Annotated in this window: 23 protein-coding genes and 1 pseudogene; 13 read left to right on the forward strand and 11 right to left on the reverse strand. The window is 57.3% G+C overall.

Features of this window, described 5'->3' with window-relative positions:
* Window positions 1-5: 5 nt before the first annotated feature.
* Together N7D90_RS13165 and N7D90_RS13170 are read right to left on the reverse strand one after the other, a co-directional pair.
* Window positions 6-1,025 carry an ABC transporter substrate-binding protein gene (locus tag N7D90_RS13165; RefSeq protein WP_261738430.1) on the reverse strand — a complete coding sequence of 340 codons (1,020 nt, stop codon included), beginning with the start codon at window positions 1,023-1,025 and terminating at the stop codon, window positions 6-8.
* Window positions 1,026-1,053: 28 nt separating this feature from the next.
* Window positions 1,054-1,950 carry a TauD/TfdA dioxygenase family protein gene (locus tag N7D90_RS13170; RefSeq protein WP_261738431.1) on the reverse strand — a complete coding sequence of 299 codons (897 nt, stop codon included), beginning with the start codon at window positions 1,948-1,950 and terminating at the stop codon, window positions 1,054-1,056.
* Between the two features lie 266 nt (window positions 1,951-2,216).
* Here N7D90_RS13170 and N7D90_RS13175 point away from each other — a divergent pair, with 266 nt between their 5' ends.
* The gene (locus tag N7D90_RS13175; RefSeq protein ID WP_261738432.1) at window positions 2,217-2,654 is read left to right on the forward strand and encodes a hypothetical protein; all 438 of its coding nucleotides are present in this window, start codon (window positions 2,217-2,219) and stop codon (window positions 2,652-2,654) included.
* 86 nt (window positions 2,655-2,740) lie between these two features.
* Here N7D90_RS13175 and N7D90_RS13180 read toward each other — a convergent pair.
* Window positions 2,741-2,912 (reverse strand): annotated as a pseudogene (locus N7D90_RS13180) (IS3 family transposase); the annotation flags it as partial.
* 739 nt (window positions 2,913-3,651) lie between these two features.
* On the opposite strand from N7D90_RS13180, the gene N7D90_RS13185 reads away from it, so the two are divergent.
* The 8 genes from N7D90_RS13185 to mntP all read left to right on the forward strand — a co-directional run bounded on the left by N7D90_RS13185 (window position 3,652) and on the right by mntP (window position 12,620).
* Window positions 3,652-4,170 carry an Hcp family type VI secretion system effector gene (locus N7D90_RS13185; protein WP_261738433.1) on the forward strand — a complete coding sequence of 173 codons (519 nt, stop codon included), beginning with the start codon at window positions 3,652-3,654 and terminating at the stop codon, window positions 4,168-4,170.
* Between the two features lie 107 nt (window positions 4,171-4,277).
* On the forward strand, window positions 4,278-6,332 hold the full coding sequence (locus N7D90_RS13190) for a type VI secretion system tip protein VgrG (protein WP_261738434.1): 2,055 nt from the start codon (window positions 4,278-4,280) through the stop codon (window positions 6,330-6,332).
* A 73-nt stretch (window positions 6,333-6,405) separates the two neighbouring features.
* Entirely contained in the window at window positions 6,406-7,179 is a 774-nt protein-coding gene (locus N7D90_RS13195) for a DUF4123 domain-containing protein (protein WP_261742439.1), read from the forward strand.
* A 23-nt stretch (window positions 7,180-7,202) separates the two neighbouring features.
* Window positions 7,203-7,694 (forward strand): DUF3304 domain-containing protein, encoded by a 492-nt coding sequence (locus N7D90_RS13200; protein WP_410012301.1) that lies wholly within the window; start codon window positions 7,203-7,205, stop codon window positions 7,692-7,694.
* An 80-nt stretch (window positions 7,695-7,774) separates the two neighbouring features.
* Complete coding sequence (locus tag N7D90_RS13205) at window positions 7,775-8,269, forward strand: DUF3304 domain-containing protein (protein WP_261742440.1); 495 nt, start codon at window positions 7,775-7,777, stop codon at window positions 8,267-8,269.
* Between the two features lie 80 nt (window positions 8,270-8,349).
* Window positions 8,350-8,844 (forward strand): DUF3304 domain-containing protein, encoded by a 495-nt coding sequence (locus tag N7D90_RS13210; RefSeq protein WP_261742441.1) that lies wholly within the window; start codon window positions 8,350-8,352, stop codon window positions 8,842-8,844.
* Window positions 8,845-9,038: 194 nt separating this feature from the next.
* Window positions 9,039-11,414: a T6SS phospholipase effector Tle1-like catalytic domain-containing protein gene (locus N7D90_RS13215; protein ID WP_261738436.1), complete on the forward strand. Its 2,376-nt coding sequence runs from the start codon at window positions 9,039-9,041 to the stop codon at window positions 11,412-11,414.
* A gap of 636 nt (window positions 11,415-12,050) precedes the next feature.
* A complete protein-coding gene (gene mntP / locus N7D90_RS13220) occupies window positions 12,051-12,620 on the forward strand; it encodes a manganese efflux pump MntP (protein ID WP_261742442.1) in 570 nt (189 codons plus the stop codon).
* Between the two features lie 40 nt (window positions 12,621-12,660).
* Here the strand turns inward: mntP and N7D90_RS13225 are convergent, their stop codons facing one another.
* Genes N7D90_RS13225 through N7D90_RS13245 form a run of 5 tightly spaced genes read right to left on the reverse strand, consistent with a single transcriptional unit; the run spans window position 12,661 to window position 18,043 of the window.
* Window positions 12,661-13,572 carry an SMP-30/gluconolactonase/LRE family protein gene (locus N7D90_RS13225; protein WP_261738437.1) on the reverse strand — a complete coding sequence of 304 codons (912 nt, stop codon included), beginning with the start codon at window positions 13,570-13,572 and terminating at the stop codon, window positions 12,661-12,663.
* A gap of 14 nt (window positions 13,573-13,586) precedes the next feature.
* Window positions 13,587-14,549: an ABC transporter permease gene (locus N7D90_RS13230; RefSeq protein ID WP_261738438.1), complete on the reverse strand. Its 963-nt coding sequence runs from the start codon at window positions 14,547-14,549 to the stop codon at window positions 13,587-13,589.
* Window positions 14,546-15,544 carry an ABC transporter permease gene (locus N7D90_RS13235; protein ID WP_261738439.1) on the reverse strand — a complete coding sequence of 333 codons (999 nt, stop codon included), beginning with the start codon at window positions 15,542-15,544 and terminating at the stop codon, window positions 14,546-14,548. Before N7D90_RS13235 ends, N7D90_RS13230 begins: the two co-directional genes overlap by 4 nt.
* On the reverse strand, window positions 15,541-16,995 hold the full coding sequence (locus tag N7D90_RS13240) for a sugar ABC transporter ATP-binding protein (protein ID WP_261738440.1): 1,455 nt from the start codon (window positions 16,993-16,995) through the stop codon (window positions 15,541-15,543). The genes N7D90_RS13235 and N7D90_RS13240 overlap by 4 nt, the downstream gene beginning before the upstream one ends.
* Window positions 16,996-17,020: 25 nt before the next feature.
* A complete protein-coding gene (locus N7D90_RS13245; protein WP_261738441.1) occupies window positions 17,021-18,043 on the reverse strand; it encodes an ABC transporter substrate-binding protein in 1,023 nt (340 codons plus the stop codon).
* 268 nt (window positions 18,044-18,311) lie between these two features.
* Between N7D90_RS13245 and N7D90_RS13250 the strand changes: the two genes are divergently transcribed.
* Together N7D90_RS13250 and N7D90_RS13255 are read left to right on the forward strand one after the other, a co-directional pair.
* Window positions 18,312-19,556 (forward strand): GAF domain-containing sensor histidine kinase, encoded by a 1,245-nt coding sequence (locus tag N7D90_RS13250; protein ID WP_261738442.1) that lies wholly within the window; start codon window positions 18,312-18,314, stop codon window positions 19,554-19,556.
* A gap of 9 nt (window positions 19,557-19,565) precedes the next feature.
* A complete protein-coding gene (locus N7D90_RS13255) occupies window positions 19,566-20,309 on the forward strand; it encodes a response regulator transcription factor (RefSeq protein WP_261738443.1) in 744 nt (247 codons plus the stop codon).
* 31 nt (window positions 20,310-20,340) lie between these two features.
* Here N7D90_RS13255 and N7D90_RS13260 read toward each other — a convergent pair whose 3' ends face one another.
* Window positions 20,341-21,525: a sugar transporter gene (locus N7D90_RS13260; protein WP_261738444.1), complete on the reverse strand. Its 1,185-nt coding sequence runs from the start codon at window positions 21,523-21,525 to the stop codon at window positions 20,341-20,343.
* A gap of 291 nt (window positions 21,526-21,816) precedes the next feature.
* Between N7D90_RS13260 and N7D90_RS13265 the strand changes: the two genes are divergently transcribed.
* Window positions 21,817-22,875 carry an aromatic ring-hydroxylating oxygenase subunit alpha gene (locus tag N7D90_RS13265; RefSeq protein WP_261738445.1) on the forward strand — a complete coding sequence of 353 codons (1,059 nt, stop codon included), beginning with the start codon at window positions 21,817-21,819 and terminating at the stop codon, window positions 22,873-22,875.
* 65 nt (window positions 22,876-22,940) lie between these two features.
* A complete protein-coding gene (locus tag N7D90_RS13270) occupies window positions 22,941-23,891 on the forward strand; it encodes a PDR/VanB family oxidoreductase (RefSeq protein WP_261738446.1) in 951 nt (316 codons plus the stop codon).
* Between the two features lie 3 nt (window positions 23,892-23,894).
* Here the strand turns inward: N7D90_RS13270 and N7D90_RS13275 are convergent, their stop codons facing one another.
* Both N7D90_RS13275 and N7D90_RS13280 read right to left on the reverse strand, forming a co-directional pair.
* On the reverse strand, window positions 23,895-24,608 hold the full coding sequence (locus N7D90_RS13275) for a GntR family transcriptional regulator (protein WP_261738447.1): 714 nt from the start codon (window positions 24,606-24,608) through the stop codon (window positions 23,895-23,897).
* 231 nt (window positions 24,609-24,839) lie between these two features.
* On the reverse strand, window positions 24,840-26,066 hold the full coding sequence (locus N7D90_RS13280) for an OprD family porin (protein WP_261738448.1): 1,227 nt from the start codon (window positions 26,064-26,066) through the stop codon (window positions 24,840-24,842).
* Between the last annotated feature and the right edge of the window lie 32 nt (window positions 26,067-26,098).

Here is a 26,098-nt window from a genome sequence, read left to right on the forward strand (position 1 = left end):
GGGTATCAGCTCCCCTGCAGCGGTTTTGCATCCTGGAAGAAGTAATCTTTCCAGGACTCAGGTTTGTTTTTGATCGCCCCGACGCGGTACAAAAATTCGGCCAGCGGGTAGGTGTTTTTCGGCGTCACGCTGAATTCGTACTGTGGGTTGTCGATGATTTTCAGCAACTCGGCGCGGTCAATCTTGGCCTTGGTGACGCGGATATACGTGTCAGCGGCAGCACCCTTGTCGTTTTGGGCAAACTCGGCGGCTTCGGTTAACGCCTCGACAAAGGCCTTGTAGGTTTTCGGGTTGTCGTTGCGGAACTTCTCGGTGGTGAACAGCACCGTGGGCGAGTTCGGGCCGAGCAGGTCATAGGTATTGAGTACCACATGCACATTAGGGTTTTTAAGTGCCTGGTCCTGGAAAGGCGGGTTGGAAAAATGCCCGCTCAACTCCGTACCACCGGCAATCAACGCAGCAGTGGCGTCCGGGTGCGGGACGGCAATTGTGTACTTGTCCAGCCGGTTGAACTCCTTATCGCCCCATTGCTTGGCGGCGGCGTATTGCAAAAAGCGCGACTGCACGGATACACCCACGGCAGGCACTGCGATGCGGTCCTTCTCGGTGAAATCGGCAATGGTTTTGACCTGCGGGTTATTGCTCAGCAGGTAGTACGGAAAGTTGCCCAGCGACGCCACAGCCTTGACGTTCTGCCTGCCGTGGGTACGGTCCCAGATGGTCAGCAGCGGGCCAACCCCGGCCCCGGCAATATCAATCGAGCCCGACAGCAAGGCGTCGTTGACCGCCGCACCGCCGGACAATTGGGTCCAGTCGACCTTGATATCGATGCCCTCCTCCTTGCCGTGCTTCTCGATCAGGTTTTGATCGCGCACCACGTTGAGCAGCAGGTAAACAATGCCGAACTGCTCGGCGATTCGGATCTCGCCTTCAGCATGGGCCACGTTCGGAGCCACAAGACTGCTGGCGAGTAGACTCAAGCCCAGACCAAGACTGGCGGCCACGGATTTGATTGATGTGGGCATGGTTATGCTCCTTGAAATATGGGGACGATCAGTAAGGGGCATTGCCCTGAATGGTGGTGCGATAGAGCTTGCGGCGCAGATGGCTCGGGCATCCGGCAGCGAGATGGATCAGTGAGCGGTTGTCCCAGAACACCAGGTCATGGGGCTGCCATTGGTGGCGATAGATGTTCTCTGGCAGCACGCTGTAGGCGTAAAGCTCGGCCAGCAAGTGACGGCTTTCGTCTTCGGGCAGGCCGACGATACGGGTGGTGAAACCCTCACTGACAAACAGCGCCTTGCGGCCATTTTCCGGGTGGGTACGGACCACCGGATGCACCACTTCGCTGACCTGTGCCAGTTGCTCCGGGGTCAGGGTCGGGCGCCAGTTGCCTTCGAATTTGCTTTCGCTGTAACGCGCGGTATACGAGTGCGCGGCCGAGCGGCCCTCAACTGCATTGCGCAACGCTTGCGGCAAGCCATCCCAGGCTTTGTGCATATCGGCAAACAGGGTGTCACCACCTTCGGATGGCAGCTCTTGGGCATGCAGCATCGACCCCAGGCTCGGCAGCTCCTTATAGGAAAGATCGGAGTGCCAGAACTTGCCCGCATCGCCTAGACCGATGGATTGGCCGTTTTCGATAATGTTGGAGACGATCAGGATTTCCGGGTGGCCGGTCAGCAGAAACTGCTTGAGCACATGGATTTGCAAAATGCCGAAGCGACGGCTGAAGGCAATCTGTTGCTGCGGGGTAATGCGCTGATCGCGGAACACCACCACGTGATGCTCCAGATGGGCGCGGTGAATGCGCGCAAAGTCCTGGTCATTGATCGGCAATGCCAGATCAAGGCCGATAATCTCGGCACCCACTGCGCCGCTGAACGGGCGGATTTCAAAGGCTTGAGGGGCGATGCTCACGGCAATCGCAGAGGCAGACGGTGCAGACATAAATCACTCCCACGCAGGGCACACCCAATGGCGCGCCAATCGATCAGAAACTCACGGAGGTCCCGTGCTGGTTCATTTCGTGCGGCGCGTCGATTGGTCGACCTGTACGCAGGGGTATGACTTTATAGATATAAGAAATTTAATTTAAATACTTTTATAGAATAAGCATATGAGTGGTTGCTCGTTGTTTTTTGCCTTTTTGACTAAAGCACCGGCGCGATCTGCCGATGGCCTTGAATGACATAAAGTCAAAAGGACGAATCGACATGGTTGGCAGCATCAATCCCCTGGCATCGAGCCTGAATATTCAGAGCACGCCCGGCACGACCACCATCAAAGCCCCCGACAGCACCGCGGTGAGTGACACCAGCACGGCAGCCACCGACCCGGTGAAACCGCGGGCATCCAGAGACGCGAATGCGGCGCCAGCGGCTGACACCAGTGATGACAGCTCGGACGCGGTCAAGCAGCTTAAAAAACACATCGCCCAACTGCAGAAACAACTGCAGCAGCAGATGCAGGAATTGCAAAAGATCCAGGCCAGCAACATGAGCGCCGAGGCAAAGATGGCAGCAGTGGCTGGCGCCCAGGCACAAGTGGCCGCGACCGTTGGGGCGTTGCAGGAGGCGACGGCAGCATTGCTACAAGCGCTGACAATTCAGGGTAAAGGTGGTTCGGGTTCCATTGTCAGCACCTCGGCCTGACGATACGCCACCCCTGTCGAGACTCTGTTCCAGGTCAAGCCCCCCTGCCGGTTGCCCAGCTGAATATACTCCAAACGGATGCCCTATTTTTCGGCCCGAACTATGAATTTGGCACTGACAAATTCCGGGCCGTTATCACTGCCAATAGCCTGAGGCTTTTCGCGCCACACGTTCAGCTGGGAGAGATAAAACAATTTCCATGTTCAAGACTTGACGGTTGAAATCATCAATCAAATTGAAGGTCCGAAAGCTGCGCCCATCTGCCAAGATGGAACTCGCCACCGTCGATCAACACCCTATTATTCAGTGACTGAACCACGGCACTCAGTATGTTTGCCAAGAACCCCGGTCGAAAATTATGGGGCTTTCTGACCTATAGTCGCATCAATCCAAGAGGCTTTATCGGGTGAGCGCTTTGGGCTTTTTGCTAAAGGGAGGAGTAATAAAGCGTGTTCGGCTATTGAAACATCCTTATGCATGCAAACTGAAAGCCAAAAACTTATCATTTTTAATGCACGGTAAAAATTTTAATATCCCCGCACCCCATGCACCAGAAAACCTTGCCCTTAAAAACATTATAGATATGTGAATAACCAATTTTGTAGAATCACAAATAAACGAACAAACTTACTTGATTTATTTTTTCTGAAAGCCTCCCCTGCCTGCTTACGGCGCACTCAGCAACCTAAACCAAACTGCCACTATGCGCAACAAGTTGCGCACTAAAATGTGGATAACCCTGTGCATACATCTCTACAGGTCAAGTATTTAAAAGCTCACAGACAAGTGCGCAAGAAGTTGCACAGCACTGCGCAACTTCTTGCGCACTTTTATTGATAATTTCTATGTAAACCCCTAGCCAACCCTTCAACTTTCTAGTCATGACACTGATAGATAAGGACTTTAATTTTGTTGGCATGCATCTTGTAGGTAGTTATGGAGCCTGCAATGCAAACATTGCCTGTGGGTTCCTATATTTTTAGCAAGGAGAGCATCCATGGCTACACCAGCGTATATGTCCATCACGGGTACCAAACAAGGCCTGATCACCGCCGGTGCTTTCACCGCTGACTCGGTCGGCAACACCTACCAGGAAGGTCATGAAGACCAGGTCATGGTTCAGGGCTTCAGCCACGAAGTGATCATTCCTCGCGATCCGCAATCGGGTCAACCGACCGGTCAGCGCATTCACAAGCCTGTCAAAATCACCAAGGTGTTCGACAAGTCCTCACCACTGCTGCTGGCTGCACTGACCTCCGGCGAGCGCCTGACTGAGATTACCATCCAGTGGTACCGCACCTCGGCAGCGGGCACTCAAGAGCACTACTACACCACCAAACTTGAAGACGCGATTATCGTCGACATCAAGGACTACATGCATAACTGCCAGGACCCGTCGAACTCGCACTTCACGCATCTGGAAGACGTGGAGTTCACCTACCGCAAAATCACCTGGACCCATGAAGTATCCGGTACTTCGGGTTCTGATGACTGGCGTACCCCAGTCGCTGGCTGAGGCTAACTCGCTGTTTCACGGCATCGACCTTTTTAGCGGTTGATGCTGTTTATTACGTCTCAGGTGGGCTTCTCGTTTTGCCTCCTTTTTCAGCTAAGGATAAGCGTATGTTCGCTCCGGCCAATGCTGCGCACTTCACGTTACTGATTCCCTCTGTTCGCAACGACTTCAAGGTACTGGCCTTTAAGGGCACAGAAGCCATCAGCAACTTGTATGCGATCCAGGTGGAGCTCGTCAGTGAGTCCCCTGATTTCAATCTGGAGAGCCTGCTCAGTCAGCCGGCTTTTCTCCAGTTTGGCCTGAATGGCGAAGGGATTCATGGGCGCATCGAAGATGTGTTTGTGGGTGAAGCGGGTAAGCGTCTGACCCGCTATCACCTGACCTTGGTGCCTGCTCTGCACTATTTGCAATTCAGCCACAACCAACGGATCTTCCAGCACCTGACGGTGCCGCAGATCGTGACCAAAGTGCTCCAGGGCCACGGGATTCAGGCCGATGCCTATACCTTTAATGTCAACACCAGCCCTGAGCGCGAATACTGCACTCAATACGGTGAAAACGACTTCGAGTTCATCCAGAGACTGTGCAGTGAAGATGGCATTTCGTGGCACCACCAACACAGCCAAGATGACCACCAACTGGTGTTTACTGACGACCAGACCTATTTCCCCAAGCTGGGGGGCACACCGTATCAGCAAGGCTCTGGCCTGGTGGCTGATCACCCGGTGGTCCGCCAGTTCTCCATACGGTTTAGCACTCGTACCAGCACGGCCACACGCCGGGGCTATGATTTAAAACGTCCAAGCCTGTTACTGGAAAGCCAATTTACTGCCGAGTTCAGTCCTGCGCTCGAAGATTACCGTTACCCGGTGCTGCACGAAAATGAAAAGCTCGGTAAGCAAATTGCCCGGCAGGCCCTGGAGCGACACCGTAACGACTACCAGTTGGCCGAGGGTAAAAGCAACCAGCCGATCCTGCGCAGTGGCCACTTCTTCGACTTGACTGAACATCCGCGTCAGCAGTGCAACGATTTGTGGTTGTTGCTCAGTGTGACGCACACAGGCAAGCAGCCGCAGGTTCTTGAGGAGTCAGTGACTAGCGAGGTTAAATCTGAAGACGGTTTCACCCAAGGTTACCGCAACAGCTTCAGCGCGATTCCCTGGGACGTGTTCTACCGTCCACCGCTGGTCATGCGCAAATCGGTGTTGGTCAGCCAGACAGCCCGTGTCACCGGCCCGGCGGGGGAAGAAATATTTTGCGATGAATACGGGCGAGTTAAGGTCGAGTTCCATTGGGATCGCGCCGAACTGGGCAGCGACAAGAGCAGTTGCTGGCTACGGGTGTCCTCCAGCTGGGCGGGGGACAATTTCGGTGCGGTGACCATCCCCCGCATCGGCATGGAAGTGGTGGTGACCTACCTGGAAGGTAATCCCGACAACCCGTTAATTACCGGTTGCGTGCCCAACAAAGTCACGCCTGTGCCCTACCCATTGCCCGCGAACAAAACCAAAACCGTGCTGCGCAGCCACAGCTCCCCCCACAGTGGCGGCTACAACGAACTGTCGATTGAAGATCGCAGTGGCCAGGAACTGATCTACCTGCGGGCTCAGCGTGACATGGAGCAGAAGGTCGAAAACGATAGTCGTCTTGAGGTCGGTAACGAGCGGCATGAAACCGTCAAGGGCAACAACATCGTGGTGCTCGAAGCGGAGGATCAGCGCACGGTAACGGCGGATCGCAAGGTAGAGCTCAAGGCCAACGATTACTTGCAGGTTGCCAGCAGCAGTCACACCCGCGTCGGGCAGATCTTAGTCGTCGAAGCAGGCCAGGAAGTCCACCTCAAATCCGGGGCCCACCTGATCTTCGACGCGGGTGCGAGCATTACCTTGAAGGCCGCAGGTCAGCACATTGTCATCGGTCCCGGAGGAATCTTCAGCAGCACCGAGATTCAAATCGGTGGCGCACCTATCAGCGGGACAGCGACGGCGCCGCTACTGCCAAACTTACTCGGCCTGCTAGCCGTGCCGTCCTTACTTGAACAGAAACAAAACCAGTCGAATCAGGTCACTCAAGAAACCGAGCCGCCACTGCCGCTAAAACCGGTGTGCAAGGATTGTTTGCTAGCCGCACAGGTCAAGGCCGAAGCGTTAGTGCCGCGTTAACACTTATTTAGCGAACACCATAGAACAAGGAAGGGTCATGTTACCGACCGCGAAGGATTGGCTGCACCGCCTGATGAATGAGGCCCGTAGCGCACAACTTGATCACCTTGATGTACTGATCAATTGCGCGGCGCTGCCAACCCCACTGCTACCAACACTGCTTGAATTGACACCTGCACCTTCGTGCGCCTGGCTATTTGAGCAAACGCCTGAGCAAGAATTGGCGCATCAGGGCCCCGTACTGTTGCGCATTGCGTTGGCCAGTCAGGAGCAGTGTGCGGAGATTGCGAAGTTGCTTAACGCGGTTCATCACAACTTTTGTGCTCTGATACTCATCAGTCGCTGGCCCTTTGCGGAGCTCGCCGCGCATTTGCGCGGTGCTACCCAGGCCACCTGGAGCAATGGAGCCTGCTGTGGTGTGCTGCGTTATTACGACACACGCCTGTTCAGGTATTTTTACGACCAACTTGACTCCCGCCAGCAAGGGCTTTTTAACGCCCCGGTAATCCAGTGGCACTGGATCGACCATGACAAGAAAGCCGCAACCCTTCCAGGATTCGACAGCCGTCCAGATAACCAGAATACGCTGAGTGGGATGACTATGAGCGATGAGCAGGTTTCGTACTTGCAAGCCTTAAGCGCAGCGATTCAGTGGTTCAAGGACTACGAAAAAACGCCCAATGAACATGGGTTCACTTCACGCGAAGCCATGATTCGCTGCCTTATCACAGTCCATCTGGATATCAACCGGCAGAAACTGGAAAAGCAGCAGCACGAAGATTTTATCGCCAGCGCGCTGAGCAAACACCTTCCACTAACCCTGTCTCGTATCGAGCCCGTCTTATGATCCGCTTACTCCTTGTGATGTTAATGAGCGGTATCTCGCTGCAGGGCTGTGCGAAGTCCGAGCCTGAAAGATTAGGAACGCCTATCGAGGGCTACAGCCATACCTCGGCGGCGATTAATCGGTTCTCGGTAAATGGTAACGGCGGGCCGAATTTAGCTCCTTACGGATATGGGGGCGGGCAAATGTGCTGCGCACCGCTTCCAGTGAAGTGGCACCCCGGCTTGACCGTGGTGGTTGAATGGGAGAAAGACCAAAAACCGCATGAGTACGTGAACTGGCCTCCGCTTGGGACAGATGGCTACCGGGCTGCTTACAAGCTACATGCGGCCAAATACACCCGTCATCGTGCGGTTGTGGCAGTTGCGCCATATGAAGACTTGGGGTTGGTAAACGTGCATTTCTTACCGTGTAACCAAGTTGCTGTATCGGCGGGTGCTACGTATCCCGGTCGTCCAGATTATCCGTTTCACTTCCCTCAAAAAATGGAAGAGCCAGCCACATGTCCGAAGCCATGATCCCGCCACTCCTACCAACCGCTTGCACCGCAGGCGATGGACGCCGACCTTTTATGATCCGCTTACTCCTTGTGATGTTAATGAGCGGTATCTCGCTGCAGGGCTGTGCGAAGTCCGAGCCTGAAAGATTAGGTACGCCTATCGAGGGCTACAGCCATACCTCGGCGGCGATTAATCGGTTCTCGGTAAATGGTAACGGCGGGCCGAATGTCAGCCCTTATGGTGGCGGTGGGAAACAGAACTGCTGCGCACCGCTTCCAGTGAAGTGGCACCCCGGCCTGACCGTGGTGGTTGAATGGGAGAAAGACCCCAATCCGCATGGATATGTGAATTGGCCTAAACCTCGATACTCCGATGCTTGGCGCAAGGCAGCTAGAGAGCACGAAATTCACTACACCCGTCATCGTGCGGTTGTGGCTGTCGCGCCATATGACGAGTTGGGCGCAATAGACGTTCATTTTCTACCATGCAATCAAGTTGCGGTATCCGCTGTAGCCGTGCTTCCTGGCCAACCAGGCTACCCATTTAACTTCCCTCAAAAAATGGAAGAGCCAGCCACATGTCCGAAGCCATGATCCCGCCACTCCTACCAACCGCTTGCACCGCAGGCGATGGACGCCGACCTTTTATGATCCGCTTACTCCTTGTGATGTTAATGAGCGGTATCTCGCTGCAGGGCTGTGCGAAGTCCGAGCCTGAAAGATTAGGTACGCCTATCGAGGGCTACAGCCATACCTCGGCGGCGATTAATCGGTTCTCGGTAAATGGTAACGGCGGGCCGAATGTCAGCCCTTATGGTGGCGGTGGGAAACAGAACTGCTGCGCACCGCTTCCAGTGAAGTGGCACCCCGGCCTGACCGTGGTGGTTGAATGGGAGAAAGACCCCAATCCGCATGGATATGTGAATTGGCCTAAACCTCGATACTCCGATGCTTGGCGCAAGGCAGCTAGAGAGCACGAAATTCACTACACCCGTCATCGTGCGGTTGTGGCAGTTGCTCAGTATGAGCGGCTAGGTGTCGTCAATGTGCATTTTTTGCCGTGTAACCAAGTAGCTGTTACGGCAGGTCTTATGATGCCCCGCACCTCCAAATACCCCTATCGCTTCCCTCAAAAAATGGAAGAGCCAGCCACATGCCCGAAACCATGATCCCGCCACTCCAAAAGTCTGCAGCGCAATTCCTCAGCCCGACACCTGACTTCATAATAGGTGGGCTGCTGCCGCAAACACCAAGGGATGTATTGCGTAATTATCGGGTGCAACAGGTGGCCTACCATCTGTTTGAACAACAGTCGATGGACGCACACCGTGCAGCTGGCCTAGTTTACCCTGGTGCACCATGCATGAAGATCGTGACGGTCACGCTTTGCTTTGACGGCACGAACAACCATGAGCCGTCAGACAGCCTGGCATTGCCTTCAACCACGACCAATGTGGCTCGCCTATACCACGCGAGTGTGGGTAGTAATGACAGCGAGGCTGCTGAGCGAGAAGGCTTTTATGCCTACTACATGCAGGGGGTTGGCACTGAGTTCAAAGAAATAGGCGAGTTCAAACCTGATAGCCAAGGGCTGATGATGTCGACGGGGGGTGAGAACCGGATCAACTGGGGATTCACCCGTTTGATCGATGCCCTAAGAAGGGCATCAGGCAAGACTTACCTTGATCCAGTCGATGCCTACACCCTTGTGCAAAAAATGGGCACCAGCCTTACCGAAGACGCACTCGGGGCTTCAGTATTCAAAAGCAGCTATACGCGCCGCCGAGAGGTGTTGGCTCAACCGCTGGCGGAACTTGAACGCCAAATTGATGCAGCTCATACGGCCAAATCGATCCCTAAAATCATGGCCGTGCGTTTATTTGTTTATGGTTTTTCACGGGGGGCCGCCGAGGCGCGAGCATTTGCCACCTGGCTTGAAGCCTTGACCAAGGTCGATGTGGAGGGAGATACCTGCTACTTATTTGCCGGGCTACCGATCAAAATTGTGTTTATGGGGTTGTTCGACACCGTGGCCTCGGTGGGCATTCCGTACTTGATGCCGTTTGCTGCCGGGCATATGGGTTGGGCCGATGGCACCATGCGCCTGTCGGATTCGGAGCGGTTTCTTGAGCACTGTGTGCATCTGGTTGCGGCTCACGAACAACGCAGTTGCTTCCCCGTAGACTCGATTCGGCGCAAAGCCCACCCTGACGATCCAAACTGCCCTTCCACCTATCGTCAAGGTACAGCGGAGTACATCTACCCCGGCATGCACTCCGACGTCGGCGGCGGCTACCCGCCTGGCGACCAAGGCCGGGCCGCAGAGGGTGGCCATGTGGTGTTGTCGCAACTCGCCCTGCACCATATGTACAGCGAAGCATACAAGATTGGGGCCCCGCTGCAGGCTCCCAAAGATGCGCTCGGGAGTGACTTAGAAGCGCGCTGGCCTTGGCGAGTTATGGATAGCAAGACGGTGATTGAGTACAGCATCGGCCCTACTCTGATCAATCGCTTCAACACCTGGCTCGACGCCATGGATAACGGCCCACTGGAAGAAGTCATGGCCCGCGAAGCAGGGTTGATTACCGGTTGGCGAATCAGTCGTTATGCCAAGGGCCGGGCCAACCACACTGACGCTTATGTCAAGGTGATGAAAAACGGTCCAGGGGCAGACATGACTGCTGAGGAAGTCGACGCCTTTGAGGCGTTACACAAGATGCAACTTGAGGAAGATGCAGCCAACCGTGCCGGTACCTCGGCGCCGGTCTGGTCTGAAAGTCAGCTGGCGACGCAAAAAACTAATCAAGCTACCAAGTTGAAGTATGAACGTCGTACAGGCACCCCGCCCGCAAACACCCTCAACACCAGCAAGATGTATGAGCCAAACCTTGATTGTCGACAGTTGCTCAACGCCATGGCCGATTTCCGGCGTGACTATGTGCCGGAATGGAACTTGAGCGCAGGAGAAATGTTTAGCCTTGGCACCCTTGCCAACACCTTGGTGGGTGGGCTTGTGTACATGACCAACTCGCAGGACGAAGCCCAGCACTATGCCGACCTGCGCCAGGCTGGAGAGATGAATTACGCCAAGCTATTTGGCGAAGACGGCAAATCGTTAAACGATAAAGTCTTTCCGATTATCCGGTTGTTTGATGAGCATGTGCATGACTCTCGCGCATGGTTTATGAACTCGGCATTGAATGAGCGAGAGGTTTTCAGCGATTACTTTCGTTATCGCGGGATATTTTTCGACAATGAATCCAACAACGAACTATCGCTGTTGGTAACCGCCGAACGCGTGGTTGGCGTGGCATTGGCAGTGGCCAGTGTGGGGCTGACCATTAAACGCCGCGACCCACGTTTCTTGGTGGGGCTGATTCTACCGTCGCTGGGAACCCCAGTGTTTCGCGGCAAGGTGGGTTTCCCAAGCATCAGTGCGTTTGACCGTGTGACAGGTCTGGCACTGCCGATGCTTGATGGATTGGAGTCGATTCGCACCTTTACCGCCGACACGGGCAGCCTGTCAAAAGCGGCCCAGGCGTTGCCCGTTCCTCCGGTACTGACGGAGAAAACCGCCACCACTGATGACTTGATTGCGATACTCAAAGCCTCGCAGGCAGTGAACGCAACAGCACCTACAGCGTCGGCGAACCTACTGGCTGGGACGTTGGCCCAGACACCACCACCCAAGAGCTGGTTGGATCAAGCGAAGGGCGCGGCGGAAGGTCTCACGACCTAGAGCTGACGCTGGGTTCGATAGCCAAGAGGAAAAGTTAAGGCTTGCACTGATACTCAAGTGAGTCAGTTTATATTCCACGTATTAAAGGCGATTTTTTGCCATGGCTTTCTGGATGATTTCGGCTTGGAGGTGCTCTTCGGCGTAGTTTTTTTAAGTCGTCGGTGCTCTTCCTCTGGTTCACGCAAACGGCGTCATCAGTGAGGCGTCCATACCACCGAACTTGGTGCGCGACTTTTCGTAATTTACTGTAGCCGCTGACGAGCCCCGGCGAGGCTGCGTTCGGCTGCGCAGCAGTCGCAAACCCTAAATCCCGGACTCAACTGACACACCATAGCGCCTGATTTCACGACGACTTCGTCGCCGAACGCAGCCTCGCTGCGCTCCTCAGCGGCTACAGCACGAATCAACCTGGGCGAAATTTAGCCTTTCAGCTTTTTTTCTGATTTTGCTGCTATAGTCCGCCCCCTCTTTGGGGAGTAGCTGGCCGTCACGCAAGTGGCGGCGCTCTGGTCAACATTCTCGGCAACCTGCCGTGGCCATAGCATCCGTCTGGATTTGCGAGACCAACGTCATACCTGTGCTGAAGTCGGGCGCGCAGTGCTATGTCGTTGTCTCAAGCCCGACTGGATGACTGAATTGAACCCAATTGCCCTGATTCTCCTGGCCTTTGCCATGTCCACCGACGCTTTTGCCGCCGCCATCGGTAAAGGCTCCAGCCTGCACAAACCACGTTTCAGCGAAGCACTGCGCACCGGCCTTATCTTCGGCGTGATTGAAGCCATTACGCCCGTAATCGGCTGGGCCATCGGCCAGGCCGCCAGCAGTTACGTCACGCAATGGGATCACTGGATTGCCTTCACCCTGCTGCTGGGGCTGGGCCTGTACATGATCTACAACGGGGTCAAGCCCGAAGAAGACGAACCCGAAGACAAACCGTCGCAACACGGATTCTGGATTCTGGTGGTCACAGCTATTGCCACCAGTATCGATGCCTTGGCAGTCGGCGTTGGCCTGGCGTTTGTCGACGTCAATATCCTGGTGGCCGCAGCCGCCATCGGCCTCGCCACCATGACCATGGTGATCATCGGCACCATGCTCGGACGCGCACTCGGCAGCCTGGTCGGCAAGCGTGCCGAGATTGTTGGCGGGGTGGTGTTGATCATCGTGGGTGCCACGATTCTGTATGAGCATCTGAGCGCGGTGTAACACTTGCAGGGCTCTGGCCTTGCGCCAGAGCCCTGTGCCGTTACGGCACCTGCGCCCCCGCCACAGCCACATGAATCATGTACAGCGAGGTATTGGCCGCAATAAACAGCCGATTGCGTCGCGGCCCACCAAATGTAAGGTTGGCGACTTTTTCCGGCAATTTGATCTTGCCCAGCATGACCCCATTCGCATCAAAGCACTGAATCCCGTCCCCCGCGCTGGTCCAGATATTACCCTGGACATCAATGCGCAACCCGTCAGGTATGCCCGGCTCGATATGAGTCAGAACCCTAGAACTGCCCAAGCGACAGTTGTCGACAACCTGTATGGCGCGGATATGGTGCGCCGCATCCGGGTCGTGGGAACGGGCCGAGTCGGCGATATACAGGGTTTTCCCATCCGGGGAAAACGCCAAGCCGTTGGGCTGTTCAAAGTCGTCAGCCACGCAGGCAATTTGCAACGTGTGCGGGTCGATGCGGTAGACGTTTCGCCCGCTCTGTTCAGGCTCGGCCTGGTAGCCTTCGTAGTCGCTGAGAATGCCGTAAGTCGGGTCGGTGAACCAGATGCCACCGTCACTGTGCACTACTACGTCGTTGGGCGAATTCAAGCGCCGGCCTTCAAACTGGTCAGCCAGCACGGTAATGCTGCCGTCGGGTTCGGTGCGGGTGACGCTGCGGGTGCCGTGCTGGCAGGTTACCAATCGCCCTTGTATGTCGCGGGTGTTGCCGTTGGCAAAGTTGGAGGCGGCACGAAACACCGAGACGCCCTGCTCCGGGGTCCAGCGCAGGATGCGCTGGTTGGGAATGTCACTCCATAACAGGTAGCCACCGTCGTTGAACCACACCGGCCCCTCTGCCCAGCGGCACTGATCGTAAAGGCGCTCAAGCTGGGTGTTGGGCAAGGTCAGGCTGCGAAAACGCTTGTCGTGAAACTCGTAGATATCGTCGCTCATGGTTCTATCCTGATTCAAAGGCTGCGCTGGCTTTTGCGCCCGCTAACGGCGGCTATCACCGCGATAATGATCACGCCGGTAAGAATCAACCGCACTCCGGCACTGGCGCCAAAGGTGTTGAGCATGCTCACCAGCAAATACAAAAACAGCGCCGCACCCCACAAGCCCGGCACGTTGGAGAAACCGCCCGCCACCGAGGTACCGCCGATGACCACCACCGCAATCGAGGCCAGCAGGTATTCATCGCCCATGCTCAGCGATGCGCCGCCGGAAAACCCGGCCAGCAACACGCCGCACACACTGGCAAACACCGCACTCAATACGTAGGTGGCCCAACGCACCCGCTCGACCCGCACACCGGCCAATTCTGCGGCGCGCATGTTCTGCCCCACGGCCAGAGTCCAGCGCCCATAAAGGGTTCGGCTCAAGACATAACCGGCCACCACTGTCAGCAACGCGACCGCCAATGCCAGGTACGGGATGCCCAGCAGACGCCCGGTGGAAAATTGATAGAACAGCTCCGGCGGAGCTATGCGCACACTGCGGCCGTAGGCAATGGCCATGGACTGCAACAGAAAGCTGGCGGACAAGGTGGCGATGATCGGCGGAATGCGCAGCACACGTATCAACGCGTAGTTGGCGCAACCGATCAGCACTCCGACCGCCAGTACACCGGCCACCCCCACGGCAATCAGGCTGTCCTGACCCTCCATAAGCTTCATGCCCACCGCACCGCTCAGGGCGATATTGGCCGGAATCGACAAGTCGATATTGCCGGGACCGGTGGTGATGACGAACATCTGCCCAACCCCGACGATCACGAAGAATGCCGAGAACGCCAACGCACCGGAAGTCAGCGCACCCGCACCCTCGCCACGGGTGAACGCCAGGGTCGCCAGCCACACCAGTAACGCCGCCAGAAACGACCACAACCAGGGCTTGCTGCGCACGCGATTCAACTGCAAGGACAGGTTCATGCCGGGCGTACCTCGAGACGGTTAACGGCAGTGCGCAACGCCAGCACCAGGATCAGGATTGCCCCTTGGGCACCTATCTGCCAGTCAGGCGAAATGCGAATAAACGACAGCAACGAACCGGCCAGCACCAGGGTCAACGCGCCCAACACCGCACCGATCGGCGAGACCCGGCCTCCGGTGAACTCACCCCCGCCCAGAATCACCCCGGCAATCGACAGCAGGGTGTAACGCAGTGCCATATTGGCGTCCGCCGATGTGGTAAGCCCCACCAGAAACAGCCCCGACAACACCCCAAAGCTCCCGGCCATGGCGTACAGCGTGACCTTGATCCGCAGCAGCGACCAACCCGCCTTGGCAATCGCCAACGGGTTGCCCCCCGCACCGCGCAACACCACGCCCCAGGTTGAGCGCATCAAAAACAGGTGCACCGCGATGGCCAACAAAACACAGACCACCACCGCAAACGGCAGCAGCGGAGTCTTGATCTTGACCAGTGCCTGCAACCATTGCGGCGCGCTGCCGCCGGGTGCAGGCAACAGCAGTACGGCGCCGCCGACCCAGATAAACGACATGCCCAGCGTCACCACAATCGCCGGTAGCTGGCGGATATGGATCAGCGCCCCCAGCAATGCATACACCCCGATGCACCCGAGCAGCGCCAGGCTGCCCAACAAAGGGTGATCGTTGAGCAGGGTCGCAGCGACACAGGCGACAAAACTGATAAAGCTGCCCAGCGAAAGGTCCAGATCGTTGACCGTGATAATCAACATCTGCGCGATGGTCGCCAAGGCAATGGGCACCGCCAGGTTGAGCATCAGGTTCATGCCCATGTAGCTCATGGCCCGCGGCTGCATGATAAAGATGGTGCCCAGCAATACGATCAACGAAAACGCCGGCAAGGCATTGCGCAGCCAGCGGGCGCGGTTGACCGCCGCACCCTGAGTGCCACTGAGCATGGGTTGGGGTTTTAACGTCATGGGTTGAGGCGCGTTCATGCCACCTCCTCCTGAAAGGAACTGCGCAGGATTTGCGCTTCACTCAGTTCATTACGGGGCACATCTGCTACCGCCTGACCGCTGCGGAACACGTAGATATGGTCACAGTGGTCAAGCTCTTCCAGCTCCGTGGTGTACCAGATAAATGTCCGGCCACGGGCCGCCTCCTCCTTGATGATCGCGTAGACCTCGCGCTTGGTGCCTACATCGACACCACGCATCGGGTCGTCCATCAGGATCAGGTCGCTGTCGCTGCCCAAGGCGCGGGCAAACAGGGCCTTTTGCTGGTTGCCGCCTGAAAGCGACAGGATCGGCTGGTTCATGTCCGGGGTGCGAATACCCATACGCGCTTGCCACTCGGCCGCCATCGCCTGTTCGGCCTGCGGGTCAATCAACGCGCCGCGCTTGAGTGCAGCCAAGGAACTGATGGTGATGTTTTCGGCTATCGACCACAGGCTGAACACGCCATCGGTTTGTCGATCCCCCGCGACCAGCGCCACACGCTTGCCGCTTGCAATGCGTTCGCGCAACAACTGCACCAGCAACTGGCTTTGGCCCTGCCCGGCCAACCCCGCCAGCCCGACAATCTCACCGGGCCAGGCGGCAACAGTCTGGCCATTTTGCTGGCGGGCCGGGCGTTGGTTGACGACCGGCTGTGCACTGCCGCGTTTGGAGACGAATTCATAATGTTCACCCTGCGAGCGGGTCACGGTGCCCATCGACTCCACCAGTGTGGCATGGGTAAACGCACGGGCCGCACGCACATCAACCACGCAGCCGTCACTCATTACCGCTATCCGGTCACAGGTAGCGAGCATCTCGCCGAGGATATGACTGATCAGCACCACACAACCGCCGCTTTCAACATAGTGCCGTACGTAACCGAGTAATTGCTCGGCAACTCGCGCGTCCAGAGACGAGGTCGGTTCGTCAAGAATCACCAACGCCAGGTGCTCATCAACACAGGTAAAGGCCCGGGCGATTTCCACCATCTGGCGCTGGCCGATAGGCAGGTCGGCCACCACATCGGCGGGGTTGATGCCGTGGCCGGGGAAGATACTGTCCAGGCTCGCCACAATCAGCGCGCCAGCTTTGCGCCGCCAGCCAAAGCCGCGCAATCCGGGGCACATCAGCCGGGTATTTTCGGCCACGGTCAGGTTGGGACACAGCGACAACTCTTGAAACACGCAGCGGATACCGTGCTGGCGTGCCACCTGCACCGAGTAGCCGTGGCGTACATCTTCACCGCCCATCAGCAACACGCCGCAGTCAGCGCGCAGGGTGCCCGCAAGAATATGCATCAGCGTCGACTTGCCCGCGCCGTTGTGGCCAATCAGGCCCAGACACTCCCCGGCCTGACACGACAGATCCACTTCATTCAATGCGCGTACGGCGCCAAAATGCTTGCCAACCCCTTTAAGGTCAACCAGCGGTGCTGGGGTCATGGTCATGACTCTTTTCCTCGGCTGGCTGCGCTTACTGCGCCACAGGGCTCTTCAGTTGGGCGACGTCATCAACGCTATAGACATGGCTGACGATGCCGCCCTTCTCCAACCCCTTGAGCGAGCTTTCGAGTGTGTCCTGAGTCACGCTGATGGCGGGCGACAACAGGTCATGGGGCATTTGCTTGCCGTCGAGCAATTGCTGGGCGACCCAAAATGCCAGGCTGGAAATGCTTGGCGCACTGGAGATCGAGAAGGCCTCATAGCCATTGGCGTCCTTCTGTTTTTTCCACCAGGCCAACTCCTCTTCGCGGTTGCCGAAGATGATCACCGGCAGCGGGCGACCGGCTGCCGTAAATGCCTGGGCCACGCCAAAACCGTCATCGCCTTGCGTCACTACCGCGTCGATTTTCGGCAGGCTCGGCAAGATCCCCGCTACCGCCTTTTGCGCGGCCGTCTGCGACCAGTTGCCGTTGACTGAACCGACGACTTTCAACTGCGGATGTTTACTCGTCCCGGCCATGACCCCGGTGTGTATCAACTCGTCCACCGAGACACCGGCCAGACCGCGCACTTCAAGGATATTGGCGCCGCCAGGAAAGCGCTTGGCCAGATAGTTCATGCCATCCAGACCGCTTTGCTTGAAGTCCATGGAGATGCGATACGCGCAGGGCTCAGTCACCACACCGTCAAAGGAGACCACGATGATTCCGGCATCGCAGGCCTGTTTCACTGCGCCGTTCAAGGCCGTTGGCGACGCCGCATCTATGACGATGGCGTTGTAACCCTGAAGGATCAGGTTCTGGATTTGTGCCGCCTGCTCGGTGGCCTGGTTTTCGCCGGTGGTAAATGAGTCGGCACCGGCAATGATCCCCGCCTTCACCGCCTGGTCAGTGGTTTGCTGCCAACTGCTGAGCATGCTTTGGCGCCAGGAATTACCGGCGTAATTATTCGACAGTGCAATGGTTTTATCGGCCGTGTCGGCCTGGGCGGACATAAAGGGGGCAAGCAACAATGCAGAAGACAACAAGGCGCAGCGCAGCATGTGACGTTCCATGACATAACCCTTTTTATTATTGTGGGTATCGGTCGCCGATTGATTCGGTCGTACCTGCTTACTGAGTGGCGCCGCCAGTGTGCTAGGGCCCAAGGCCTGTGTCTGGAGCGTTACTGCACACTTGATACCCTTTGCACGCAAATAACCTGCGGGATCCCGCAAAAGAAACGCGCATCCATGCAGCTCTTTTGCCTCTGCGCCGCCTGCTCTTTGGGCCATACTTCGCCCCAGGGCTACCACCGGGGAGCCTTTTCATGGAATGCAGGTCATGGCGCAAAGAGTCCCCATCGCGGCAGAGAACGTGTTGCACCACTTTCTGGGAATTTCCCGCGCACTGGCCGGACGCCTGGACTTTCAGTCAATGATTGAAGCAGTGTCCGAAGAGATTCGTTTTATCCTGCCCCATGACCATCTCGACGTCAGCCTGCTGCTGGACGACGACAATCACCTGTCGGCTTACGAGACCGGCCTGCATACGGTCTGGAGCGAATTTGCGATTCATCCGCTGGAAATTGCGCGCAGCCCGATCCGCACACTGCTGCTGGGCATGGAGCCGTATATCCTCAGCGACGACGCCATGAACGATGAACGTTTTCAATTCCCCGGCGCGCTCAACAACCCGATTTTCGACGCGCACTTGCGCAGCCGCCTGCATGTGCCGCTGCGCGCCCGGGGTGAAGTGATCGGCGCACTAAGTTGTTCCACCCATGTGGCCAACTTCTATACCCTCGATGACGTGCGCCACACCCAGCATGTGGCTGACTTGCTGGCGTCCTATCTGTACGCCTTGCGCCAGACTGAGCAAGCCAAGCAACTGGCCATTGCCCAAGCGCAGATCCGGGCCCGTGAAGAAGGCCTGCGCCTTGGTGTGCTGCGCCTCACCGAGGAGCTGGAAAACGAACGCCAGCGCATCGGTATGGACCTGCACGACCAGACCCTGGCTGACATGACCCGCCTGCACCGGCGCCTTGCCCGCCTGCAATTGCTCGACCAGGTTGCAGCCAGTGATCTGGCCCCCATCGGCCAAGCGCTATACGAAAGCATGCAGGAATTGAGGCTGATCATTGATGCGGTCAAACCGACCATCTTGCAACTGTTCGGTTTTGTCGAAGGCCTGGAAGACCTGTTGCTGCGTAGTGTGCGCAACAGTGGCCTGGCGATAGTCACGCATCTGCGCGATTACACGAACGGGCTGGCCAACGATTTGGCCGAGCCGCAAAAAATTGCCTTGTTTCGCATTATTCAGGAGGCCGTCAATAATGCGATCAAGCATGCCGCGCCGCATGCAATTGTGGTCGAAATTACCGCTACCCTCAGCCACTTGCACCTGACCATACTCGACGACGGCCCCGGCCTGAACAGCGTCAGCCGCCTGGAAACCGGGGGCATCAAGAACATGCAGGTTCGCGCTCAACTGCTCAGCGCCCATGTGCAAATCGACAAAGGCCCGGACGGTAAAGGCACCTGTGTGCAAATCAGTCTGCCGCTGCCGTCGAACGCGGGTCAGGCATAGGAAACAGTCATGGAAATCCTGTTAATCGAAGACGATCCGGTGCATCGCGCGTTCTTCAAGGAAGTCATCGAAGGCGCACTGCCCGAATGCGTGCGCTTGCATGAGGCCGAAGACGGGCTGGTAGGCGAGCGCCTGGCGCAAGAGTTTGCCATCACTTCGGTCGTCATGGACCTGCAAATGCCGCGTCGTACCGGGGTTGAGGCCGCACGGGCGATCTGGCGTGAACGCCCGCACACCTCGATCATGTTCTGGTCCAACTACGCCGATGAAGCCTACGTGCGGGGGATCTCGCGGATCGTGCCGGAGGGAGCAGCCTACGGCTACATCCTCAAGACCGCCTCGGAAGATCGCCTGCGGCTGGCACTGCGCAGCCTGTTTATCGAACAGCAATGCGTGATCGACCGTGAGGTGCGCGGGGTACAGCAGAAAAGCCAGAACCAGCTACTGGGCCTGACCGATACCGAGTATGAAGTGCTGCAAGATATCGCGCTGGGGCTGACGGACCGGGTTATTGCCCAGCGGCGCAACTTGTCGTTGCGCAGCGTGCAAAATCGCCTGCAACAGCTTTACGAGAAGCTGGGTGTGCGCCAACCCGGCGATGACAATGACAGTGCACCGGCCTTTAACCTGCGCTCGCGGGCGGTAAATGTGGCATTGCTGCGCAAGTTGCTGAACCGCACTGCACTGGAACAGGCGGAAATTGAACTGCAGGAATGGTTGAAGGACCCGCGCTTCAACTACCCACGGCACTGATGCCAGTTGACGGCCCAAGGCCGTCAACACTTCAGGTTGCCTGGCCCGCTTGTTTCAAACGGTACATTGTCCAGCCAAAACCCGCCAACGCCAGCCCTGCCAATGAACCACCCACCAGGCCGATCCAGGCAAAGCCGAAATGGCTGCCAACCGAGCTGCCCAGCAGTGCACCGCCGCCGATGCCAATGTTGTAAATGCCCGAGAACATGGCCATCGCCACATCCGTCGCATCGGGCGCCAGGGTCAGCACCCTGGACTGCAACGCCAGGCCAAAACCCATGATCGCCACCCCCCAGACAATACTCAGCACGCCCAGGGACTCGATCCAGTTGCTGGCCGGCAACAGCAGCAACAGGCACAGCGCAAGCAGCCCCACAGCCGTGAGCAGGAAGCCTTGCGGGCTGTACTTGTGGAACCAGCTGAAGCACAGCGAACCGATAATCCCGGCGCCACCGAACAGCAACAGAATCAAGGTGACGGTGCTACCGCTCATGCCAGCCACGTTTTGCACAAAAGGTTCGATATAGCTGTAAGCGGTGAACTGCGCAGTGATCACCACCGCTGTCAGCACATAAACCGCCACCAGTGCCGGGCGCTTGAACAGTACCGGCAGGCTTCTGAGGGAGCCGGAGTTCTGGCTCGGCAGCAATGGCAGAGTACGAGCCAGCCAAAACACCAGTAACGCGGCCAGCCCGCCAATCACGATAAAGGTCGTGCGCCAGCCCATGGCCTCACCCAGCAAACGCCCCAGAGGCACACCCATCACCATCGCCAGTGATGTACCGGTTGCCAGCAGGCCCAGCGCCTGTACCTGCTTGCCCTCCGGCGCCAGCCGCACCGCCAGCGACGCAGTGATGGACCAGAACAACGCATGGGACAGCGCTACACCGATCCGGCTCAGCAACAGGATCCCGAAGTTGTTCGCCAGGCTCGACAGCACGTGGCTGACAATAAACAGCCCGAACAGAATCAGCAGCAACTTGCGCCGCTCCACGTTGCGGGTCATCAACATGATCGGCAGCGAGGCCAGTGACACCACCCACGCATAGATGGTGAGCATCAACCCGACACTGGCCGTGGTCATGTCAAAGCTTGCACCAATCGCGCTTAACAGCCCCACAGGCACAAATTCAGTGGTGTTGAACACAAAAGCGGCCAGCGCCAGCGCGATGACCGGCTGCCAGTTGGCGCTGGAGGAAGAAGTGGGGTTGCTCATTTAAGGGATGCACTGCTCGCTATCGATGATCTAACAGGCCCATGACCAAGGAGTCAGAACCACACAGGCTTGTAGTTTATAGCCTTATCGCAAAAGCGTTGATGAACATCAGCCATTGATCCAGATATTTTTAATGGATCCACTATGCGTGTGCGTTTTTAATTTTGTGTTCGGTAATCGCAAAAACACCTAAATAATCCGCATATTTCCAGCGCGGCAAATTGACTTGAAAGTTCAAGATGCCGCTTAATGGATCCATAAAAGCAATAACACCTGATCTGGAGATTGGTCATGTACCCAAAAAACACTTGGTATGTCGCGTGCACCCCCGATGAAATTACCGACAAGCCCTTGGGCAGGCAGATATGCGGCGAAAAGATGGTTTTCTATCGCGGCCATGAAAACCGGGTGGCCGCTGTCGAGAATTTCTGCCCGCACCGCGGCGCACCGCTCTCGCTGGGCTATGTCGAAAACGGCAATCTGGTGTGCGGCTACCACGGCCTGGTGATGGGCTGCGACGGCAAGACCGTCGAGATGCCCGGACAGCGGGTACGCGGCTTCCCGTGCAACAAAACCTATGCCGTGGTCGAACGCTACGGCTTTGTCTGGGTATGGCCCGGCGATCAGGACCAGGCCGACCCGGCACTGATCCACCACCTGGAATGGGCGGTGAGTGACGAGTGGGCCTATGGCGGCGGACTGTTTCATATCGGCTGCGATTATCGCCTGATGATCGACAACCTGATGGACCTGACCCATGAGACCTACGTCCACGCCTCCAGCATTGGCCAAAAGGAAATCGACGAAGTGGCCCCGACCACCACCGTTGAGGGCAACGAAGTGGTCACAGCGCGCCATATGGAAAACATCATGCCCCCGCCGTTCTGGCGCATGGCATTGCGCGGCAACAATCTGGCCGACGATGTGCCGGTGGACCGCTGGCAGATTTGCCGTTTCTCGCCACCGAGCCACGTCCTGATCGAAGTCGGGGTCGCTCACGCAGGCAAAGGCGGATATCACGCGGCGCCCGAGTTCAAGGCAGCGAGCATCGTGGTTGACTTTATCACTCCCGAAACCGACACCTCGATCTGGTATTTCTGGGGCATGGCACGCAACTTCAACCCTCAGGACCAGGAGCTTACAGCCACTATTCGCGAGGGTCAGGGCAAGATTTTCAGCGAAGACCTGGAAATGCTCGAGCGCCAGCAGCAAAACCTGCTGGACCACCCGCAACGCGCATTACTCAAGCTCAATATTGACTCGGGCGGCGTGCAGTCACGCCGGGTTCTGGACCGCATCATTGCCAGCGAACGCACCCCCGAACCACAACTGATCGCCACCGCGCAGTAACTCCCCGGGCATGGCGCATACACCTGCGCCCGCCCCCCAGAATGGCAACGCTTCGAGGATGTAACATGATTGATGTGGTGGTGGTATCGCGCAACAACGAAGCCCAAGGTATTTGCAGTTATGAACTGGCCAGCGTCGATGGCAGCGCCCTGCCCGCGTTCAGCGCCGGTTCGCATATTGATGTTCATCTGCCCGGCGGCCTGATCCGTCAGTATTCCCTGTGCAACCATCCCGAGGAGCAGCACCGCTATCTGATTGGCGTGCTCCGGGACCCGGCTTCACGCGGCGGCTCACAAAGCCTGCATGAACAGATCAATAGCGGCGACCGCCTGCGCATCAGCGAACCGCGCAACTTGTTCCCGCTGATCCATGAAGCCCGGCGCAGCCTGTTGTTTGCAGGCGGAATCGGGATCACACCGATTCTGTGCATGGCGGAACGCCTGGCCCACAGCGGGGCAGATTTCGAGGTGCATTACTGCGCCCGCTCCAGCGAGCGAGCAGCCTTTGTCGAGCGTATCCAGCTTTCGCCTTTTGCCGACCGGGTGTTTTTACACTTCGACGAACAGCCCGAAACTGCGCTGGATGCGGCCCGGGTACTGGCCAATCCACAAGCCGGCAATCATCTGTATGTATGTGGCCCCGGCGGTTTCATGCAGCACATTCTGGAAAGTGCCCGCACTCAAGGCTGGCAGGAACAGGCGCTGCACCGCGAATACTTCGCCGCCGCCCCCGTGGACAGCAGCAATGACGGTAGTTTTGCAGTCAAGGTGGGCAGCACCGGCCAGGTCTTCGATATTCCAGCCGATAAAACCGTGGTTCAGGTGCTGGAAAGTCACGGCATCGAGATCCCCATGTCGTGCGAGCAAGGGGTGTGCGGCACGTGCCTGACCCGGGTACTTGAAGGCGTGCCGGATCACCGCGACATGTTCCTCACCGAGGACGAGCAAGCCTGCAACGACCAGTTCACACCGTGCTGCTCGCGCTCGAAATCCCCTCTGCTAGTGCTGGATATCTAAGCCTCAACCGGAGCGGTGAATGACCTTCATCCGCTCATCAGCCGTCGCCGAGCCGAAGATTTCGGCATAGCGCAAGGTCGCATTGGCATGCTCGCGCATAATTGCTTCGGCGCGAGCACCCTGGCGACTGACCAGCGCATCGAACACCGAATGGTGCTGCATATGGGCGTAGTTGAAACGCCGGTACTCACGCGCCATATCCTTGCGATCAACCGCCAGCGCCGTCACCGAAGCAAACGGCAAATGATCATTGCGCGCCAGCGCATCCGCGATAGCCGGGTTGTGGCTGCCCTCAACGATAACCTGATGAAAACGCATATTGAGATCGTGATACACCTCAAGATCGTCTTCAGTGACAAAGCCCTTGTCGAACAACTCATCACCTTGCAGCAAACATAACTCCAGGGCCGCCCGCGCCTCTACCGACAATCCGCGTTCGGCCGTTAACCGTGCCGCAAGGCCTTCTAGCACACCGCGTACTTCAACCGCACCCGCGATGTCATTGGCACTCACCGAACGCACCTGAAAACCGCGCCCGCCAAACCGCACCAACAGGCCTTCCTGCTCCAGAGTGCGGAAAGCCATACGGACCGGCATCCGAGAGACACCGAACAATTCAGCGGTGGGAGTTTCCATCAAGCGTTCGCCTGCGGCCAGTTCGCCCGAGGCAATCATTTTGCGCAGTGCGATCAGCACCAATTGACCTGGTTTGCTCATCCAGACAACATCCAGAAAACGTGAGCAGGCATAGTAACGCAAGAGCGGCTACAGGAATCAGCCAAGGTACAAACCAAACCTGTAGATACTCTGCTCCAGGTCAAGCCCCAGTGGGAGCGAGCCTGCTCGCGAATGATCTTCGCGAGCAGGCTCGCTCCCACGCTTGAAGTATCTTAAGCCGCTGCTGAAGGAACAAGGCTGCGGCTACAAGGCACGCAAAGACTTCTCGCGTTACATCGACAACGGATAACTCACCACTACCCGGGTCTGGTCGAAGTCGCTGTTAAAGCTGCGCCGGTTGGTGGCGTTGTTGACCCGCACACTCAGATTCTTCAGCGTACCGCTCTGGAAGGTATACCCGACCTCGGTGTCGCGCTCCCACTCCTTGCCGTTGCTGCCCTGCTTGGTCGTTGCATTGTCGCCATGCCCATAGCGAACCATCGCCAGTAACCCCGGCACCCCGAGCGCAGCAAAGTTGTAGTCATAACGCGCTTGCCAGGAACGCTCGTCGGCGTTACTGAAATTACCGTTGAACATGTCGTTGCCCAGCGTACGCCCGCTGCTGCCGTAGACCGACATCCAGCTGCTGTCGCCACTGACCCGCTGCAACCCCAAGTACAGCGTATGGCCACCGGTTGCCGCCGAAAACAGTCCGTATGCCGTGCGGCTACTGACCTGGCCGATACGCGCACTGCCATCGTCCTTGTCGATAAAATAACCGAGGTTGGCGCCCAGCACCCAATCGCCTACCGGCTGTTTGTGCAGCACGTTGAAATAGCTTTGCTGATAGATATCCGCCAGCTGCGAATGCCACACGCCGACCTGCGTACGCTGCTCATTGAAGCGATATTCCGCACCGGCATAATTGAATCGGTCAGAGGTCACCCCCGGCGCAGCCCAGGCCGAGAGATCCTGCATATCCGAAGAGTTGCGCAAGCTTACAGCCCGGTATTGCCCAGCCTGCAGCCCCAGGCCTTCAATCTCTTTGGACACCAGCATAGCCCCGCGGAAGGTCTGGGGCAGCAGGCGACCATCGTCATAGCGCAACACCGGAACATCCGGCAGCAACTCGCCAATTTTCAACTCGGTTGCCGAAAAGCGGGCCTTGGCCGCCAGCCCCGCACGACCAAAATTGTCGGCTGCGCGCCCATCACTGTTCACCGGCAATAGCTCGGAGCCGCTGGCCACACGGCTGCTGTCGAGCTTGACCCCGAGCATCGCAATGCCTTCCAGACCAAAGCCCACTGGTCCTGGGGTGTAACCGGAACTTAACTTGAGAATAAAGCCCTGCGCCCATTCATCGACCTTGCTTTTACCTGCGCTGTGATCGCGAAAATCCCGATTGAAGTAGTAGTTGCGCAACAGCAAATCAGCCTTGGCACCGTCAATAAAACCTTCGTCCTGGGCCATTGCCGATGCGCAAACAGACAACGACAGCAAACTGGTGAGCATCTTCATTATTATTGTTCTCCGGTTTTTTGGGCGCAGCC

This window comes from Pseudomonas fragi (genome assembly GCF_025426255.1).
GTDB lineage: Bacteria > Pseudomonadota > Gammaproteobacteria > Pseudomonadales > Pseudomonadaceae > Aquipseudomonas > Aquipseudomonas kulmbachensis.

Excerpts from the sequence above, each read along its gene's own strand:
- N7D90_RS13165 (WP_261738430.1), bottom strand. The coding sequence starts at position 1,025 with ATGCCCACATCAATCAAATCCGTGGCCGCCAGTCTTGGTCTGGGCTTG.
- N7D90_RS13170 (WP_261738431.1), bottom strand. The coding sequence starts at position 1,950 with ATGTCTGCACCGTCTGCCTCTGCGATTGCCGTGAGCATCGCCCCTCAA.
- N7D90_RS13175 (WP_261738432.1), top strand. The coding sequence starts at position 2,217 with ATGGTTGGCAGCATCAATCCCCTGGCATCGAGCCTGAATATTCAGAGC.
- N7D90_RS13185 (WP_261738433.1), top strand. The coding sequence starts at position 3,652 with ATGGCTACACCAGCGTATATGTCCATCACGGGTACCAAACAAGGCCTG.
- N7D90_RS13190 (WP_261738434.1), top strand. The coding sequence starts at position 4,278 with ATGTTCGCTCCGGCCAATGCTGCGCACTTCACGTTACTGATTCCCTCT.
- N7D90_RS13195 (WP_261742439.1), top strand. The coding sequence starts at position 6,406 with ATGAATGAGGCCCGTAGCGCACAACTTGATCACCTTGATGTACTGATC.
- N7D90_RS13200 (WP_410012301.1), top strand. The coding sequence starts at position 7,203 with ATGAGCGGTATCTCGCTGCAGGGCTGTGCGAAGTCCGAGCCTGAAAGA.
- N7D90_RS13205 (WP_261742440.1), top strand. The coding sequence starts at position 7,775 with ATGAGCGGTATCTCGCTGCAGGGCTGTGCGAAGTCCGAGCCTGAAAGA.
- N7D90_RS13210 (WP_261742441.1), top strand. The coding sequence starts at position 8,350 with ATGAGCGGTATCTCGCTGCAGGGCTGTGCGAAGTCCGAGCCTGAAAGA.
- N7D90_RS13215 (WP_261738436.1), top strand. The coding sequence starts at position 9,039 with ATGAAGATCGTGACGGTCACGCTTTGCTTTGACGGCACGAACAACCAT.
- N7D90_RS13225 (WP_261738437.1), bottom strand. The coding sequence starts at position 13,572 with ATGAGCGACGATATCTACGAGTTTCACGACAAGCGTTTTCGCAGCCTG.
- N7D90_RS13230 (WP_261738438.1), bottom strand. The coding sequence starts at position 14,549 with ATGAACCTGTCCTTGCAGTTGAATCGCGTGCGCAGCAAGCCCTGGTTG.
- N7D90_RS13235 (WP_261738439.1), bottom strand. The coding sequence starts at position 15,544 with ATGAACGCGCCTCAACCCATGACGTTAAAACCCCAACCCATGCTCAGT.
- N7D90_RS13240 (WP_261738440.1), bottom strand. The coding sequence starts at position 16,995 with ATGACCATGACCCCAGCACCGCTGGTTGACCTTAAAGGGGTTGGCAAG.
- N7D90_RS13245 (WP_261738441.1), bottom strand. The coding sequence starts at position 18,043 with ATGGAACGTCACATGCTGCGCTGCGCCTTGTTGTCTTCTGCATTGTTG.
- N7D90_RS13250 (WP_261738442.1), top strand. The coding sequence starts at position 18,312 with ATGGCGCAAAGAGTCCCCATCGCGGCAGAGAACGTGTTGCACCACTTT.
- N7D90_RS13255 (WP_261738443.1), top strand. The coding sequence starts at position 19,566 with ATGGAAATCCTGTTAATCGAAGACGATCCGGTGCATCGCGCGTTCTTC.
- N7D90_RS13260 (WP_261738444.1), bottom strand. The coding sequence starts at position 21,525 with ATGAGCAACCCCACTTCTTCCTCCAGCGCCAACTGGCAGCCGGTCATC.
- N7D90_RS13265 (WP_261738445.1), top strand. The coding sequence starts at position 21,817 with ATGTACCCAAAAAACACTTGGTATGTCGCGTGCACCCCCGATGAAATT.
- N7D90_RS13270 (WP_261738446.1), top strand. The coding sequence starts at position 22,941 with ATGATTGATGTGGTGGTGGTATCGCGCAACAACGAAGCCCAAGGTATT.
- N7D90_RS13275 (WP_261738447.1), bottom strand. The coding sequence starts at position 24,608 with ATGAGCAAACCAGGTCAATTGGTGCTGATCGCACTGCGCAAAATGATT.
- N7D90_RS13280 (WP_261738448.1), bottom strand. The coding sequence starts at position 26,066 with ATGAAGATGCTCACCAGTTTGCTGTCGTTGTCTGTTTGCGCATCGGCA.